At 37.0% G+C, this 15637-nt stretch carries 13 protein-coding genes; 8 read left to right on the forward strand and 5 right to left on the reverse strand.

Annotated elements, in window-relative coordinates; translation table 11 throughout:
- The first annotated feature begins 64 nt into the window (after positions 1-64).
- The 5 genes from B3C16_RS13680 (at position 65) to accC (ending at position 3956) form a co-directional block, all read left to right on the forward strand.
- Positions 65-604: a YceD family protein gene (locus B3C16_RS13680; RefSeq protein ID WP_291132647.1), complete on the forward strand. Its 540-nt coding sequence runs from the start codon at positions 65-67 to the stop codon at positions 602-604.
- A 9-nt stretch (positions 605-613) separates the two neighbouring features.
- Positions 614-808 carry a 50S ribosomal protein L32 gene (gene rpmF / locus B3C16_RS13685; RefSeq protein WP_121312109.1) on the forward strand — a complete coding sequence of 65 codons (195 nt, stop codon included), beginning with the start codon at positions 614-616 and terminating at the stop codon, positions 806-808.
- A gap of 158 nt (positions 809-966) precedes the next feature.
- Positions 967-1968 (forward strand): beta-ketoacyl-ACP synthase III, encoded by a 1002-nt coding sequence (locus tag B3C16_RS13690; RefSeq protein ID WP_121312110.1) that lies wholly within the window; start codon positions 967-969, stop codon positions 1966-1968.
- 24 nt (positions 1969-1992) lie between these two features.
- Positions 1993-2472, forward strand: coding sequence for an acetyl-CoA carboxylase biotin carboxyl carrier protein (gene accB / locus B3C16_RS13695; protein ID WP_291132650.1), 480 nt, complete (start codon positions 1993-1995; stop codon positions 2470-2472).
- A 137-nt stretch (positions 2473-2609) separates the two neighbouring features.
- Complete coding sequence (accC, locus tag B3C16_RS13700; protein WP_121312112.1) at positions 2610-3956, forward strand: acetyl-CoA carboxylase biotin carboxylase subunit; 1347 nt, start codon at positions 2610-2612, stop codon at positions 3954-3956.
- A gap of 31 nt (positions 3957-3987) precedes the next feature.
- Here accC and B3C16_RS13705 read toward each other — a convergent pair whose 3' ends face one another.
- The 5 genes from B3C16_RS13705 to B3C16_RS13725 all read right to left on the reverse strand — a co-directional run bounded on the left by B3C16_RS13705 (position 3988) and on the right by B3C16_RS13725 (position 12096).
- On the reverse strand, positions 3988-5277 hold the full coding sequence (locus tag B3C16_RS13705) for a hypothetical protein (protein WP_291132653.1): 1290 nt from the start codon (positions 5275-5277) through the stop codon (positions 3988-3990).
- Between the two features lie 6 nt (positions 5278-5283).
- Positions 5284-7188: a S9 family peptidase gene (locus B3C16_RS13710; protein ID WP_291132655.1), complete on the reverse strand. Its 1905-nt coding sequence runs from the start codon at positions 7186-7188 to the stop codon at positions 5284-5286.
- A gap of 97 nt (positions 7189-7285) precedes the next feature.
- Complete coding sequence (locus B3C16_RS13715; protein ID WP_291132657.1) at positions 7286-8659, reverse strand: DUF5689 domain-containing protein; 1374 nt, start codon at positions 8657-8659, stop codon at positions 7286-7288.
- A 5-nt stretch (positions 8660-8664) separates the two neighbouring features.
- On the reverse strand, positions 8665-9285 hold the full coding sequence (locus tag B3C16_RS13720) for a choice-of-anchor J domain-containing protein (RefSeq protein WP_291132659.1): 621 nt from the start codon (positions 9283-9285) through the stop codon (positions 8665-8667).
- 12 nt (positions 9286-9297) lie between these two features.
- Positions 9298-12096, reverse strand: coding sequence for a TonB-dependent receptor (locus tag B3C16_RS13725; protein ID WP_121312117.1), 2799 nt, complete (start codon positions 12094-12096; stop codon positions 9298-9300).
- 139 nt (positions 12097-12235) lie between these two features.
- On the opposite strand from B3C16_RS13725, the gene B3C16_RS13730 reads away from it, so the two are divergent.
- The 3 genes from B3C16_RS13730 to B3C16_RS13740 all read left to right on the forward strand — a co-directional run.
- Positions 12236-13345, forward strand: a complete 1110-nt coding sequence (locus B3C16_RS13730; RefSeq protein WP_121312118.1) for an endonuclease/exonuclease/phosphatase family protein — start codon at positions 12236-12238, stop codon at positions 13343-13345.
- A gap of 60 nt (positions 13346-13405) precedes the next feature.
- On the forward strand, positions 13406-13942 hold the full coding sequence (locus B3C16_RS13735; protein ID WP_291132661.1) for a 3-hydroxyanthranilate 3,4-dioxygenase: 537 nt from the start codon (positions 13406-13408) through the stop codon (positions 13940-13942).
- Between the two features lie 195 nt (positions 13943-14137).
- Positions 14138-15637 (forward strand): aldehyde dehydrogenase family protein (locus tag B3C16_RS13740; protein WP_291132663.1); only part of this gene is annotated, 1500 nt, incomplete at its 3' end.

Here is a 15637-nt window from a genome sequence, read left to right on the forward strand (position 1 = left end):
TATTGGAATTACAATAATTTTATATCTTTGCACTCCCGAAATGTCGGGTCAAATTGTTGTTTAGATGAAAAGTACAAATGAATATTTAATTCCTTTTGCAGGGTTAAAATTAGGAAAGCATCAGTTTGAGTTTAAAATAAACAAAAAGTTCTTTGACGGATTTAGTTTTGATGAATTCGAAAGTTGTGATGTAACGGTGAATGTTGTCCTTGAAAAAAAGTCAACCATGCTGGAAATCAACTTTAAACACAACGGAATCGTTAACGTTCCTTGTGACTTAACCGGAGAGCCATTTGATTTACCTATTAAAGGAAAAATTAAATTGGTAGTACAGTTTGGTGACGAATTCAACAATGATAATGATGAATTATTGGTATTGCCTCATGGCGAACATCAAATCGATTTATCACAATACATTTATGAAATGATTGTATTGTCTGTGCCTCTCAAAAGGGTTCATCCTGGTGTAAAAGACGGAACATTACAGACAGAAGCATTAAAAAAACTAAACGAATTACAAGTAAAAGAAGCAAAAGAAGTAACAAAAGAAGATGATATTGACCCACGTTGGGACAAATTAAAACAACTATTAACGGATAAATAATATAGTAAAATGGCACATCCTAAGAGAAAAATCTCCAAAACAAGAAGAGACAAAAGAAGAACTCATTATAAAGCAACTGTTGCTCAAATCGCTACTTGCCCGGTAACCGGTGAAGCGCATTTATACCACAGAGCTTATTGGCATGAAGGAAAAATGTATTACAGAGGACAAGTAGTTATTGATAAATCAGTAGCTGTTGCTTAATTAAGTTTTTTTTACAAAACAAACTCCCACTTTATGGGAGTTTTTTGTTTTAATTAATTTTAGCAAATATCCAATCCTAATCACCTTAGGTATAATTTTTTTTTGTAATTTCCACAACTTTTCGATTTCAAAAAATCGACTGGAAAAATACCATTTTTATGACTACAATTACAGCCGCAATAACCGCAGTTGGAGCTTATGTTCCGGAATTTGTACTCTCAAATCAAGTACTGGAAACCATGGTTGATACCAATGACGAATGGATTACCACTCGTACCGGAATCAAGGAAAGAAGACTTTTAAAAGAAAAAGGAAAAGGCACTTCTTATTTAGCCATAAAAGCCGCTCAAGATTTAATTTCTAAAGCCAATATCAATCCCGCAGAAATAGACTTGGTCATTATGGCAACCGCAACACCGGATATGCCCGTGGCTGCGACAGGTGTTTATGTGGCCAGTCAAATTGGTGCTGTTAATGCTTTTGCTTATGATTTACAAGCCGCTTGTTCAAGTTTCTTATTCGGAATGTCGAATGCTGCAGCTTACATAGAATCAGGTAGATACAAAAAAGTACTTTTAATTGGTGCCGATAAAATGTCTTCTATCATTGACTATACCGATAGAGCAACTTGTATTATCTTCGGAGATGGTGCAGGAGCCGTTTTATTTGAACCCAATTACGAAGGGCTTGGTCTTCAAGACGAGTTTTTAAGAAGCGACGGAATCGGTAGAGAATACCTAAAAATTGATGCCGGCGGTTCCATTCTTCCTCCATCAGCCGAAACGGTTGCTAATGGACAACACTTTGTTTTTCAAGACGGAAAAACGGTTTTCAAATATGCTGTTTCAGGCATGGCCGATGTTAGTGAGAAAATCATGGAGCGCAATAACTTAACCAAAGAAGATGTAAATTGGTTAATTGCACACCAAGCGAACAAAAGAATCATCGATGCTACTGCTAACAGAATGGGCTTAGAGGAAGAAAAAGTATTGGTAAATATTCAAAAATATGGCAATACTACTTCAGCAACATTACCTTTGTTGTTGAGTGATTTTGAAAATCAATTTAAAAAAGGCGATAATTTAATTTTTGCAGCATTTGGTGGTGGATTCACTTGGGGTTCTATCTATCTAAAATGGGCATACAACAAACAACAATAAAACTAATTCTAAAACTAACTAATTATGGATTTAAAAGAAATTCAAAACCTAATCAAATTTGTATCCAATTCCGGCGTAGCTGAAGTGAAGTTAGAGACAGGTGACATTAAAATTACAATCCGAACTACCTTAGAAGGAAACTCACCTGATATTACTTACGTACAACAAGCGCCAATGCAACAAGCTATTGCTGCTCCGGTTGCTGCTGCTCCTTTAGCCGCTGCTCCGGTGACTGCTGCTCCTGCTGCTGATGAGAATTCGAAATATGTTACTATAAAATCTCCAATGATTGGAACATTCTACCGCAAACCATCTCCGGACAAACCGGTTTTTGTGGAAGTTGGTAGTACCATCCAAAAAGGTGACGTACTTTGTGTAGTAGAAGCGATGAAGTTATTCAACGAAATCGAAGCAGAAATCACCGGAAAAATCGTGAAGATTTTAGTAGACGATATGTCTCCGGTAGAATTTGACCAACCTTTATTCTTAGTAGACCCATCATAATTTAGATTATTAGATTATTAGATTACTAGATTATTAGACTTTTAAACAAATCTCTAATAATCCATGGGCGTCAGCGAAACTGGCGAAGCAATCTAAAAATCCAACAATCCAATTGTCTAACAATCTAATATAAAAAGATGTTTAAAAAAATATTAATTGCCAATAGAGGTGAAATTGCGCTTCGCGTCATCAGAACCTGTAAAGAAATGGGCATCAAGACCGTGGCAGTTTACTCAACAGCCGACGCGGAAAGTTTACACGTAAAGTTTGCAGACGAAGCCGTTTGTATTGGACCACCGCCAAGTAATTTATCTTACTTGAAAATGTCGAATATCATTGCGGCTGCAGAAATCACTAATGCCGATGCGATTCATCCGGGTTATGGTTTCTTATCTGAAAACGCGAAATTCTCTAAAATTTGTCAGGAACACGGTATCAAATTTATTGGTGCTTCTCCTGAAATGATTGACCGTATGGGAGACAAAGCTTCGGCTAAAGCGACCATGAAAGCAGCTGGAGTTCCTTGTGTTCCAGGTTCTGAAGGTCTTTTAGAATCTTACGAACAAGCCTTAGAATTATCTAAAGGCATGGGCTTTCCGGTGATGTTGAAAGCTACTGCCGGTGGTGGTGGAAAAGGAATGCGTGCCGTTTGGAAAGAAGAAGATTTGTTGAAAGCATGGGAAAGTGCTCGACAAGAATCAGCGGCAGCGTTTGGTAATGACGGGATGTATTTGGAGAAATTAATCGAAGAACCACGTCATATCGAAATTCAAGTGGTAGGCGATTCTTATGGAAAAGCTTGTCACTTATCAGAAAGAGATTGTTCGGTTCAACGTCGTCACCAAAAGTTGACTGAGGAAACTCCGTCTCCATTCATGACTGACGAATTGCGAACCAATATGGGTGAAGCCGCTGTAAAAGCAGCAGAATTCATCAAATATGAAGGTGCAGGAACGGTAGAATTTTTGGTAGACAAACACCGAAATTTCTACTTTATGGAAATGAATACTCGTATCCAAGTAGAGCATCCAATCACAGAACAAGTTATCGATTATGACTTGATTCGTGAGCAAATATTAGTAGCGGCCGGTGTGCCGATTTCGGGTAAAAATTATTTACCACAATTGCACTCTATAGAATGTCGTATCAACGCTGAAGATCCTTATAATGACTTCCGTCCTTCGCCGGGTAAGATTACGGTTTTACATGCGCCGGGTGGACACGGAGTACGTTTAGACACTCACGTTTACGCAGGTTATACGATTCCGCCAAATTATGACTCTATGATTGCTAAGTTGATTACAACGGCGCAAACCAGAGAAGAAGCCATCAACAAGATGAAACGCGCTTTGGACGAGTTTTACATTGAAGGTGTAAAAACCACGATTCCATTCCACAGACAGTTGATGGATGAGCCGGATTATGTGGCAGGAAATTATACTACGAAGTTTATGGAGAGTTTTAAAATGAACGATCCGGAATAAATAGAAAACCTCACTAATTAGTGGGGTTTTTTTATAAATATCTATTAAAACCCATTTTCTTTAGCTGCAGCAAGACAACAATAATCATTAAAAATTCAAAAGGATAACTAAACCTTGAATTGGAGCCATAAGTTGTGAAAGCTTGCAAAATAGAGGCAGCAATTATGATTGTAGTGATGATTATTTCGCTAGTCCATTTTCTATTTCTGATAAAATCAATAAATAACAAAACAACATTAGCGAGAAAAAGCAATTTAAATAGTTTCAGGAAATAATGTTGAAAATGCCATATTGTTTCAAAAACTGACCCTGACTGTTTATTTGCAAATTCATCCAAATTCCAATAAATGGCTGTTCGCCAAAAATCTGACCAAGAGACAAAAACTTGCTTCCAATAATCGGATGGATTTTGCTTAATTGTTGCCCAGCTGAATTCATTCAATAACGCTGACAAATCCGGAAAGGATAATTGTGTCTGTGCTTTAAGCTCGGGATAAGAACTCCAAATTGCCATAGCAATGTCTTCCTCATTTGCTTTCATTTTTTCTCTATTCTTGACGTAAATAGCGGCAATGTCTTTGTATTTTTCAGGTGATTTCTCGGCAAAAGACACACAGTTTTGCGCTATGTTGAACCCATAAAATGTAGTGGGAACAAAATAACCCGTATTGATTCTGTTAACAGCTGACCAACCTAAAAAAACAGTCATTGGAAACAATAGCAGGATAATTTTTTGGCTGAAAAACAAAAGGAAAGGTTTCTTTTTCAGAATGTAAAACCCATAAATTATGAATGGAACAAAAATATAGAACGGTTTTATAAGTACTAAAAATGCTAAAAGAAAACCCATTTTTAAATCGGTTCCAACAGCTTTTTTTTCGAAATAATCATGTAGCAAAACCATAAAAATCAGCAGAAAGACAAACAAAGTGAGCGATTCAGTCAAAATGGCTATTTCATAAAAAACCACCTGTAAAAAACTATTCATTAAAATCGTCAAGAACAAGGCGCTTTTAACGTTAAATTTTAAAATCAATAAAATTTTATACAAAACTACCATGCTGGCAATACCAATCAAAAGCTGAAAGAATACTGCTATCCAAAGTGTTCCGCCGGCAAAAGACAGCAACAACGGATAACCCGGACTTCGAGTGCCATCGTAACCTGAAAAATTAAAATTCAGAAGTAATTCGGATAAATCTAAATAGCCTTGAGAGTCCGGAAAAATAGAAATATTTTGGTAAAAAAACAGAACAATGATGCGTAATAAAACGCCAAAGACAAGTAACGTACTTATCGGATAATCACGCATCATATTCATATTACTTTACAAAGTTTCGTTCAACCATTTGTAAAACTCACGTTGCCAAACTAAAGCATTTTGTGGTTTTAAAACCCAGTGATTTTCTTCCGGGAAAAGCATAAATCTGCTTTTAATTCCACGAAGTTGTGCTGCTTGGAAAGCTTCTTGTCCTTGTCCTATTGGCACACGGTAATCTTTTCCGCCTTGGATAATTAAAATAGGTGTGTTCCATTTGTCCACCATTTTGATTGGGTTGAATTTGGTGTAAGCTTTTTGTGCATCAGCATTCTCTTTTTCCCAATAAGCGCCGCCATGATCCCAATTATTGAAGAACACTTCTTCGGTAGTGCCATACATACTTTCTAAATTGAAAACACCACAATGCGAAATAAACGTTTTAAAACGGTTGTTGTGAATTCCGGCAAGATAGAATACCGAATAACCACCATAACTCGCTCCAACAGCACCTAAACGCGTTTTATCGATGTAAGTTTCTTTGGCCACATCATCAATCGCCGACAAATAGTCATCCATTACTTGTCCGCCCCAATCTTTAGAGATTTGTTCGTTCCAAGCTTGTCCGTGACCATACATTCCGCGACGGTTTGGCGCTACGACTACATAACCTTGAGAAGCCATTAAGGAGAAGTTCCAACGGAAAGAATAGGTTTGTGTTAACGGTGATTGTGGTCCGCCTTGACAATATAAAAGTGTTGGGTATTTTTTGGTTTTATCAAAATTAGGTGGAAGAATTACCCAAACCAACATTTTTTTTCCGTCGGTTGTAGTTACGTATCGTCTTTCGCATTTTGGCAAAGCCAATTTAGCGTAGGATTCGTCATTGGTTTTGGTCAATTGAACCCAAGTTTTTTTCTTGAAGTTATACGAATAAATTTCGCTTGCGTGATTCATATCAGTTCTGGTCACGATAATGTTATCGCCTGAGAAACCAACTAAATCATTCACGTCAAAATCTCCGGAAGTGATTTGTCTAACGGTAACCGCAATTCGGGTTAAACCGGGAAAATTGACTTCGAATAAATGTTTGGCACCATCAACAGCAGCTGTGAAATACACTTTTTTACCATCGGCACTCCAAAGGAAATTATCAACACTTCCATCCCAATTGGCGGTAAGATTCATGTCCATTCCTTTGAAACGCACAATCAAATCGTTTTTATCGGCTTCATAACCGTCGCGTTTCATTTGCAGCCAAGTCAGATTTCCGGTTGGAGAAAAAATTGGATTGGTATCGTAACCGAGATTGCTTTCGGTTAGATTTTTAGTGGTTTTGGTTTCAATATTATACTCGTATAAATCGGTATTGGTGGAAACAGCATAGTCAGTTCCTGATTTCTTTTTACAAACATAGATGATGCTTTTGCTGTCGGGCGACCAAATGTAATCTTCATCGCCACCAAAAGGTTTTTGCGGACTGTCAAAAGGTTCGTTAGGCATGATATCGATTGGCTTGGCTTTTGTTCCTTTATTCAAAGCATAAAAAACATGATTGTGTGTTCCGTTGTTCCAAGTATCCCAATGGCGGTAATCTAAACCGTTGTATACTTGAGCATCAGCTTTGTTTAAATCGGAATAAATGTCTTTACCTAATACATTTTCAGTTTTTACCTCTTTACTCGAAAGAATGTATAAACCATCTGGAGAAACGTTTTTATCTGAAAGCAATTCTTGGGTGTCTTGTACTTCGGTTGGTGTTCCACCGGTTACCGGAATGGTGTAGAATTTAGTACTCGATTTGTTTTCGGCTACAGAAGGCGTTGCTACTTTGTAAACCACAGATTTGCCGTCTTTTGAAACACCCAAAGATGTTACTCTTCCTAGTTTCCAAAGGGTTTCCGGGCTCAAAACTTCTTGGGCTGATGTTGTAAAACTCGTAATGCTAATCATTATATACAAAAGTTTCTTCATGGATGAATGTGTTTTATTTTGGCCTAAAAATACTAAATTATACTCATAAAAAAAGCCATCCTTTAAGAATGGCTTTTTATAAACAACTAAAATTTAATTAGTTTATAACAATATCGTCAATCTGCATTGTTGTTGTTGGTCCGCCTGTACCGTTTCCAACATATTCAAACACAAAGAATCCGTTTCCTGTAACTCCTGCAGGGATATTGTAAACACCACTAGAAGTGAACGTTGCTGCATAAGCCGAAGCTGGTCCTGATGGAATGGTAAAACTTGAGGTGATGTTAGTTAACGTTGCAGTTGTTATCTGTGTTCCAGGCGTATAATCGGTCGTATAATATACTTTCAACACAGCGCCGTTATCAAATCCGGATAAAGTTTTAAATGAAAGAGTACTTGCCGCTGTCATGTCAACAGGAACCAAGAACAATGTTCTATTGGCTTCTGCTGTACCACCAAAAGAACTCATTTGGATATAACGGTTTCCGCCAAAAGATTTTATCTGCCAATATCTGCTTCCTGTAGCTGCATCGTTGATGTATTTAGGAAACACTTGTTGATTTGTTGTCGTATAAGTAGTAAAAGGCTCATTCAAAGTTCCACCATATACCAAAGCGGTTCCACCAATTGGCGGAGATAAATCAATAGCCAATCTGTCTCCAGAAACATTAACATCGTTAAGCGTTCTAATCATAAATTGGAAATCATTGTTGAATTTTGTCATTACACCACGGATTTTACCATTTTTAGAAGGTACTGCCTCGCCAGCAAATTTGGCATATTCACTTACTCTAACAATTACTTTGTTCCCGAATTGGTCAGAGATTTCGTGATTTGTTGCACCGCCGATACTGTTTAATGATGCGTCGTAGTATTTTTTGCCTAAAGAAGGATCCGTAAACTGAACTCCATCAAACTCAATCAACATGTTTAAGTATTGATTGTTTTTGGCTTCTGTAATGGTCAGGTGTTTTAAGATTTGTTCTTCTCCTACTTCATCACATGATCTGAAAATCACATTTTTATATTCAACACCTGAAACTCTTCCAACGCCTCCACTATAAGTGGATCCGATAACGGTAGAACCATGTTGGGTATTGAAATATCTGTTTTTATCCAATTTAATGGTAACCTTTCTACCCGGTTCAAACTCGTTAAACAGATTATAGTTGTCAACTGGCATACTAAATCCTTTCAATCCGTCTAATGACATCATAGAAATTGATTTATAAAAATTACCGCCTTCATCACTTGAAGTAACGTAAGCTTCAATATAATCCGTTACCGTTTCGTCTGTCGTATAAGGAACGGCATTTGCTGTTGCAGCATTTGTAATATCGACAACTTCCTTAGTTTTAGGAATGCTGACACATTCATTTGATAAATCCGGAGTATCGTATTTATCATCGTTCACACAACTTGTCAAAGAAGCTAGAACGACAGCTGTTAATAATAATTTTAAATTTTTCATAGCTATTAATTTTTAGAAATCTTAATGTTGTCTAATTGAAGAGTAGTGGTAACTCCAGATTTGCTTCCTGTATATTTGAATGCAATTCTAACGTTGTTACTATTATACGCGCTCAAATCAATATTTCCGCTATTTACGAACACATCTTCAACAGTAGGTGTAGTAAAAGTAATCGGTTCCCATGTAGCAGTGGCAATTCCGGCTGTTGTTCCGTCATAATCTGTAGAAACAAAAGCAGTTAATGGATATCCGTTCTCAAATCTTGTTTTGGTAACGAAAGATAAAATTTCTCCGGAAGTTGTTGTTAAATCTATAGCCGGAGTAATTAACCAAGCTGTATCATTAGTTCCTGCTGCTGAATAGAATGAAGAAAATTCTGCATAAGTATTATTTGAAAATGCTCTTGCATGCCACAAACGGGTCGCTGTTGCGTTGTAATTTACCCATCCTTCTAAAGCAATAGCCACTTCATTCGATCCGCCACCAATTGGCGATGAACCAAATCCTTCACTAAAATGGTAGTCATATACAGTAGGAATAACATAATCATCATCACCTACACAACTTGTTAATACACTTGAAGTAAGTACTAACAAAAACATTGTTTTTAAAAATTTAATTTTCATTGTCTATTTTTTTTAGAAGTTGATGTAGAAGTTAACAAAATACGTTCTTCCATAACCATAGAAATATTTAGGCCCAAATGACGGTGTTCCATTAGCATTATCAGCCTGTAAATCAGGGAATGTTGCTTTTCTTGATTGTTCAAATCCACCTGTTTTATATTCAATATCAAAAAGATTATTCACTGTAGCAAATATACCAAATGTATCTCTGCTTTTCTTGCTGATTCTCCATGATTTACCACCAGTTAAATTTACTAATGTAAAGCTATTAAATTTTTCTTGTTCTAGTATATCTCTAACTGTTTCAGGTGTTGCTCCGGAGTAATTGTCTCCTGTTGCATCATCAATACTAAAGTTATCAGTACGCATGATTTTCGAAATACTAATGTAACTGTCTGATAAATAATTCACGTTAGCACCAACCCACCAGAAGTTTGGATCACGATATTCTAATCCTAATGAATAGGCTTGTTGTGGCATTCCCGGTTGGTGATAATTTTTTAGGTAAATAGTTCCAAAATCAGTCAACGGACTTAATCCTTGTGATGCTAAAGCATCATCACTTGTTTGCAATCTAGCGTTCCCGGAGTAAATGTATTGTCCGTAAGAAGCTGCTCCAGTTACTTTAATAGTCGAAGTAATTTGATACTCTAATCCAAGTTCGGCTCCAAGATTTTGTTTTTGAATTCCTGTTGCGATTTCTGTAATAAAAGAATCTTCATCACCTTCATTGTCACCAACGTTTTCTGCATAGAAAAATGCAATTTCGGTGGCGTCTTTAACTCTAGAGAAGAAACCGGTTAATCTTGCTTTAAAACCTGGCATTCTTAATATGTAGCTTGCGTCGGCACTAACAATGTTTTCGCTGGTTAAGTCTTCTGTAAACTCATTACTTCTTCTTGCGTTATAGAAACTATTTCTCAAGTTAGGCGCTTTTGTAAGGTACATTCCGTTGAAATCGAAATAATGTTGACCAGACAATTTGTAAGTCAAGCCTCCTTTAAAACCAAAGTTTTCAAAAACTTTAGATTTCCCTTTTCCAAAAGAGTTGTCAGCGTAATTCCCGCTTCTGTACAATCCTTCTCTTTGATACTCTGATCTTGAAAAAGTTTGTGCTAAATAGAAATCGAAATTACTGTAATTGAATTTAAATTGGGTAAACCCATCCACTACGTTGGCAAATAAATTATAGTTGTATCCGGCTGTTCCGCCTTCAACAACTTGTTGATTAGGATTGTTTAAATCGAATTGTGCATTATCTCCAAGGAAAAAACGATCAACATTTAAGAAATAATCGCCTCCTAATAAATCAGTAACAACAGCGTAATTATGCGATCTGACATTTCTAAAGTTTACACCTGAATTAAAGCTAATATTGTTTGACAAAGAACTGTTCAACAACATATTTGCCGTTACGCTAGTGTCATCATTACGTTGCTCAGTTAAAACAAATGCACTTTCACCTGTTGCCGTATTTTGATTAGCAATATACATACTATTCCAGTCGATTTGACTATTATTCAGGAATTCCTCTCTTGCAAGTTCGGCACCTGGATTGATTGGTTCTGTACCTCCCGGAGGTATTATCCATTGTGTTGGATCATTATAATAATAACTCGGAAGTTTTCTGTAATAAGTAGGATCCGGATTGTTTCCAAGCGGATTCTCTAATCTTGAGTTAGAAATGCGTCCCGTTTGGTATGCCAAGTTTGTATTCAAACTAGTTCTTTCTGAAAGTTTCCAATAATGTGATAACATCACCATCGGCTCGTCAACATCCTTATCTCTTGAATTACGCTTTTTCCCATCTTGCCATCCCCAATAAGAATTGTATTTAACTCCCATTAAGTCTGTAACTTCTTGAGTATTTGGAGATGATTTCCCTCTACTGTTTTGAGCAAAAATGCTAGTAATATTTAAACTGTGTTTTTCGTTGAATTTTTTCTCAACACTGGCAAATAATGAATTCGCACTGTAATCAGTCCCATCAAAATAACCTTCTTGCGCCCATCTTCTTGAAGCAGAAACTACGTAAGCCCAACCATCTTTGTTTAAACCTGATGCATGGGTTCCCATCATTCTCCAACTGTAATTGGTATTGGTTCCCGACATAGAAATTCTTGATCCCGGACGGTAGACAGAAGCTCTGGCATTAATTTCTTGAGTTCCTAATGCATTTCCAAATGTGTAATCAGAAGGTGCCGATCCCATCGTAAATTCTTGATTTCGAGTAGCATCATTCAAACCTCCCCAGTTACTCCATTGTGGCCTTCCATCATATAATTTATTCATCACAATACCATTAATCATGGTCGTTCCATACTCATTATCCAATCCTCTGATTCTAAAACGAGCTTGTCCCCAGTTAAAGGCCGCTGACTGCTGATAAACATCTCTTGTCGCTTGCAACAATCCTGAAGTACTTTCAGAACCACTGTTGTCATCCCCTAAATCATTTTCCGTAATGGTAACCAAACTTAACTGTTGCTCAGAAGTAATGTCTTCTTCAAAAACAATAACCCCTAAATCTACCAGTTTACCGGTTTCAACCTCAACTACTAATAATTGATCTTTGTAGCCGGCACTTTTAATCTGCACTAATTGACTACCTTTTGGAACATCCTTAAAAATAAAAGCTCCTGTCCCATCTGTTAAAGTGGTTAAAACAGTGTTTTGAATAGAAGCAACGACATTTTGTAATGGTTTTTGTGTTTTCGAATCTACTACTTTACCAGTAATTCCAGTAGTAGTTTGCGCAAAAACAAAAAACACTTGCATCACAAATAAAGTACTAATAACAAGTTTTTTCATAAATAAAATAAAATTAATTTTTTCTATAGTTAAGTGTTAATGAAAACTTAACAGCCGACAAATGTACATCTTTTAATAATATTATCTACTTTTGGCTCGAAGTTTGTAAAAAACTTGATATTAAATTAATATACATTTTATGAGAATTAAAAAACTGATAGCTCTTTTCTTTGTTTTATTCGCAATATTCGGAGCTAATGGACAAGCAAAAAAGTATAATATTCATACAGTTGCTTTCTACAATTTGGAAAACTTATTTGACACCATCAATGGTTCAAACAATGACGAAGAATGGTTGCCTAACGGTGACCAAAGCTGGACTTCTGCCAAATACAAACAAAAACTACACAACTTAGCCAGAGTTTTGTCAGAAATAGGAACTGGTGAAAATCCAAATAATTCTCCAACCTTAATTGGATGTTGTGAGATTGAAAACAGAAGTGTTTTGGAAGATTTAGTCAAAGAACCGCTTCTTATTAATAAAGACTATGGTATTGTTCACTTTGATTCCCCAGACAAACGCGGAATCGATGTGGGATTTTTGTACCAAAAAAAGCATTTTAAGCCTACCAGCTTTAAAAATATTCCTTTGCTCATTTATAGAAATCAAATGAATTTTAATGCTAAAGACAAAGATCCAACTGAAGAAGTTGTATCTGAAAAAACGGAAGCAATAGGTAAAGATGAGAGAGTTTATACTCGTGACCAACTTTTAGTAACTGGTTTCCTTGACGGTGAAGAGGTAAATATAATTGTCAATCACTGGCCATCGCGTTCCGGTGGTGAGAAAAAAAGCTCTCCTTTCCGTGAAGCAGCAGGAAGACTAAACCGACAAATCATGGATTCCATCTTTAAAATTAACCCAAATGCTAAAATCATTACTATGGGTGATTTAAATGATGGTTCTTATAATAAAAGTGTAAAAGAAGGCATTGGCGCCAAACGTAAAAAAGAAGAAGTAAAACAATTTGGCATCTACAATCCGTTTGAAGAAATGTTTTATAAAGGTCATTCCTCTTTATTCTATCGCGATGCCGGAGATATTTTTGACCAAATTATGGTGTCAGAAGCTTTGATAAAACCTGATTATTCTTCATTCCGCTATTGGAAAGCCGGAATTTATAACAAACCGTATATGATAACCAAAACCGGTCAATATAAAGGCTATCCTCTCAGACATGGCACGAATGAAATTGGTTTTAGTGACCACTTTCCTGTCTATATCTATTTGATAAAAGAAATTAAATAATTTGAAAGTCCCGATAGTATCGGGATTTTTTATTTTATAACTTTACCTAAAATTTAAGCAATGACTGTAGCAAAACCCTTCAACCTTAATAAATGGATAGCCGAAAATCGTCATTTGTTAAAACCACCGGTTGGCAATAAAAACCTTTATGCAGATTCAGGTGACTATATTGTCATGATTGTTGCTGGTCCAAACGCCCGAAAAGACTATCATTACAACGAAACCGAAGAACTGTTCTACCAACTCGAAGGCGAAATCACCGTTTATATCCAAGAAGATGGCGAAAAAAAAGCCATGAAACTTTCCGCCGGCGATATGTTTCTGCTTCCTGCTAAAGTGCCTCACTCACCGTCACGAACTGAAAACTCCATAGGATTAGTCGTAGAACGCAAAAGAGACGGCAAAGACATTCCCGACGGCTTATTATGGTTTTGTGATAACTGCAACCACAAACTTTACGAAGTTTATTTTGAATTAAATGACATCGAAAAAGATTTTCTAAAACATTTCAATCATTTTTACAATTCTGAAAAGCTAAGAACCTGTGAAAAATGCAACACTGTAATGGATACCGATCCAAGATTTACTACAAAATAATTTTTAGAAGCTATTCCGGCTATCCATTATATCTTTTATTGTTTGTCACCCCTGAGCAGTATATGCTGAGCGGAGACTAAGTACAGTCGAACGGCGTTTTGCAAACAATAAAAGGATACCATTCCTATCCGGGCTAATTTCAAAATATTCAAAATAAACCTTTACTTTTGCTAAAAATATAAAACAAACTATCAAATGTCAACAATTGCGCAACAATTCGGCATGACCGAAGCTTTAGAAATATTGGGTGTAAAAGCCATTAACGAAGGAACTTCCACCGGAAATAACCATTTTTCAAACGGTGAACTTCTTGAAAGTTATTCTCCCGTAGACGGACAATTAATCGGAAAAGTAAAAACAACAACCGCAGAAGATTACGAAAAAGTAATGCAAACTGCGAGCGAAGCTTTCAAAACCTTTCGCTTGATGCCGGCGCCAAAACGTGGCGAAATCGTGCGTCAGTTTGGTGAAAAATTGCGACAATATAAAGAACCACTTGGGAAATTAGTTTCCTATGAAATGGGGAAATCACTACAAGAAGGTTATGGAGAAGTTCAGGAAATGATTGACATCTGTGACTTCGCCGTTGGTTTATCGAGACAACTTCACGGATTAACCATGCATTCAGAACGTCCGGGTCACCGAATGTACGAACAATACCATCCGCTAGGAATCGTTGGAATTATTTCAGCGTTTAATTTTCCGGTAGCCGTTTGGGCTTGGAACACAGCATTAGCATGGATTTGTGGTGATGTTTGCGTTTGGAAACCTTCTGAAAAAACACCTTTATGTGGTATCGCTTGTCAAAATATCATCGCTGAAGTTTTAAAAGAAAACAACCTTCCGGAAGGAATCTCTTGTTTAATCAACGGTGATTATAAAGTAGGCGAAATGATGACGCATGATAAACGCGTTCCTTTAGTTTCTGCAACCGGTTCAACCCGTATGGGTAAAATCGTAGCGCAAGCTTGTGCGGCTCGTTTGGGCAATTCATTATTAGAATTGGGCGGAAACAATGCCATTATTGTAACACCGGATGCTGACATTAAAATGACGGTTATCGGAGCAGTTTTTGGCGCCGTTGGAACGGCAGGACAACGTTGTACTTCTACCCGTAGATTAATCATTCACGAAAGTATTTACGACAAAGTAAGAGACGCGATTGTTGGTGCTTATGGTCAATTGAGAATCGGAAATCCTTTGGACCAAAACAACCACGTTGGACCGCTTATCGATACGCATGCCGTTGAAATGTACAGCAAAGCTTTAGAAAAAGTAGTCGCCGAAGGTGGAAAAATTTTGGTTGAAGGCGGTGTTCTTTCGGGCGAAGGTTACGAAAGCGGCTGTTACGTAAAACCTGCGATTGCTGAAGCAGATAATTCATTCGAAATCGTGCAACACGAAACTTTTGCACCGGTTTTATACTTATTAAAATATTCAGGCGATGTAACTGATGCGCTTGAAATCCAGAATGGTGTAGCACAAGGTTTGTCTTCTGCCATTATGACCAACAACTTGCGTGAAGCGGAAGCTTTCCTTTCGGTTGCCGGTTCAGATTGTGGTATTGCCAACGTCAACATCGGAACTTCAGGAGCTGAAATCGGTGGCGCTTTTGGTGGTGAAAAAGAAACCGGCGGTGGCCGCGAATCTGGTTCTGATGCTTGGAAAGTGTATATGAGAAGACAAACCAATACA

It is taken from the genome of Flavobacterium sp. UBA7682 (genome assembly GCF_002482945.1).
GTDB lineage: Bacteria > Bacteroidota > Bacteroidia > Flavobacteriales > Flavobacteriaceae > Flavobacterium.

Bases quoted from the DNA above. Each gene is read 5' to 3' on its own strand.
- B3C16_RS13680 (WP_291132647.1), top strand. From the start codon at position 65: ATGAAAAGTACAAATGAATATTTAATTCCTTTTGCAGGGTTAAAATTA.
- rpmF (WP_121312109.1), top strand. From the start codon at position 614: ATGGCACATCCTAAGAGAAAAATCTCCAAAACAAGAAGAGACAAAAGA.
- B3C16_RS13690 (WP_121312110.1), top strand. From the start codon at position 967: ATGACTACAATTACAGCCGCAATAACCGCAGTTGGAGCTTATGTTCCG.
- accB (WP_291132650.1), top strand. From the start codon at position 1,993: ATGGATTTAAAAGAAATTCAAAACCTAATCAAATTTGTATCCAATTCC.
- accC (WP_121312112.1), top strand. From the start codon at position 2,610: ATGTTTAAAAAAATATTAATTGCCAATAGAGGTGAAATTGCGCTTCGC.
- B3C16_RS13705 (WP_291132653.1), bottom strand. From the start codon at position 5,277: ATGAATATGATGCGTGATTATCCGATAAGTACGTTACTTGTCTTTGGC.
- B3C16_RS13710 (WP_291132655.1), bottom strand. From the start codon at position 7,188: ATGAAGAAACTTTTGTATATAATGATTAGCATTACGAGTTTTACAACA.
- B3C16_RS13715 (WP_291132657.1), bottom strand. From the start codon at position 8,659: ATGAAAAATTTAAAATTATTATTAACAGCTGTCGTTCTAGCTTCTTTG.
- B3C16_RS13720 (WP_291132659.1), bottom strand. From the start codon at position 9,285: ATGAAAATTAAATTTTTAAAAACAATGTTTTTGTTAGTACTTACTTCA.
- B3C16_RS13725 (WP_121312117.1), bottom strand. From the start codon at position 12,096: ATGAAAAAACTTGTTATTAGTACTTTATTTGTGATGCAAGTGTTTTTT.
- B3C16_RS13730 (WP_121312118.1), top strand. From the start codon at position 12,236: ATGAGAATTAAAAAACTGATAGCTCTTTTCTTTGTTTTATTCGCAATA.
- B3C16_RS13735 (WP_291132661.1), top strand. From the start codon at position 13,406: ATGACTGTAGCAAAACCCTTCAACCTTAATAAATGGATAGCCGAAAAT.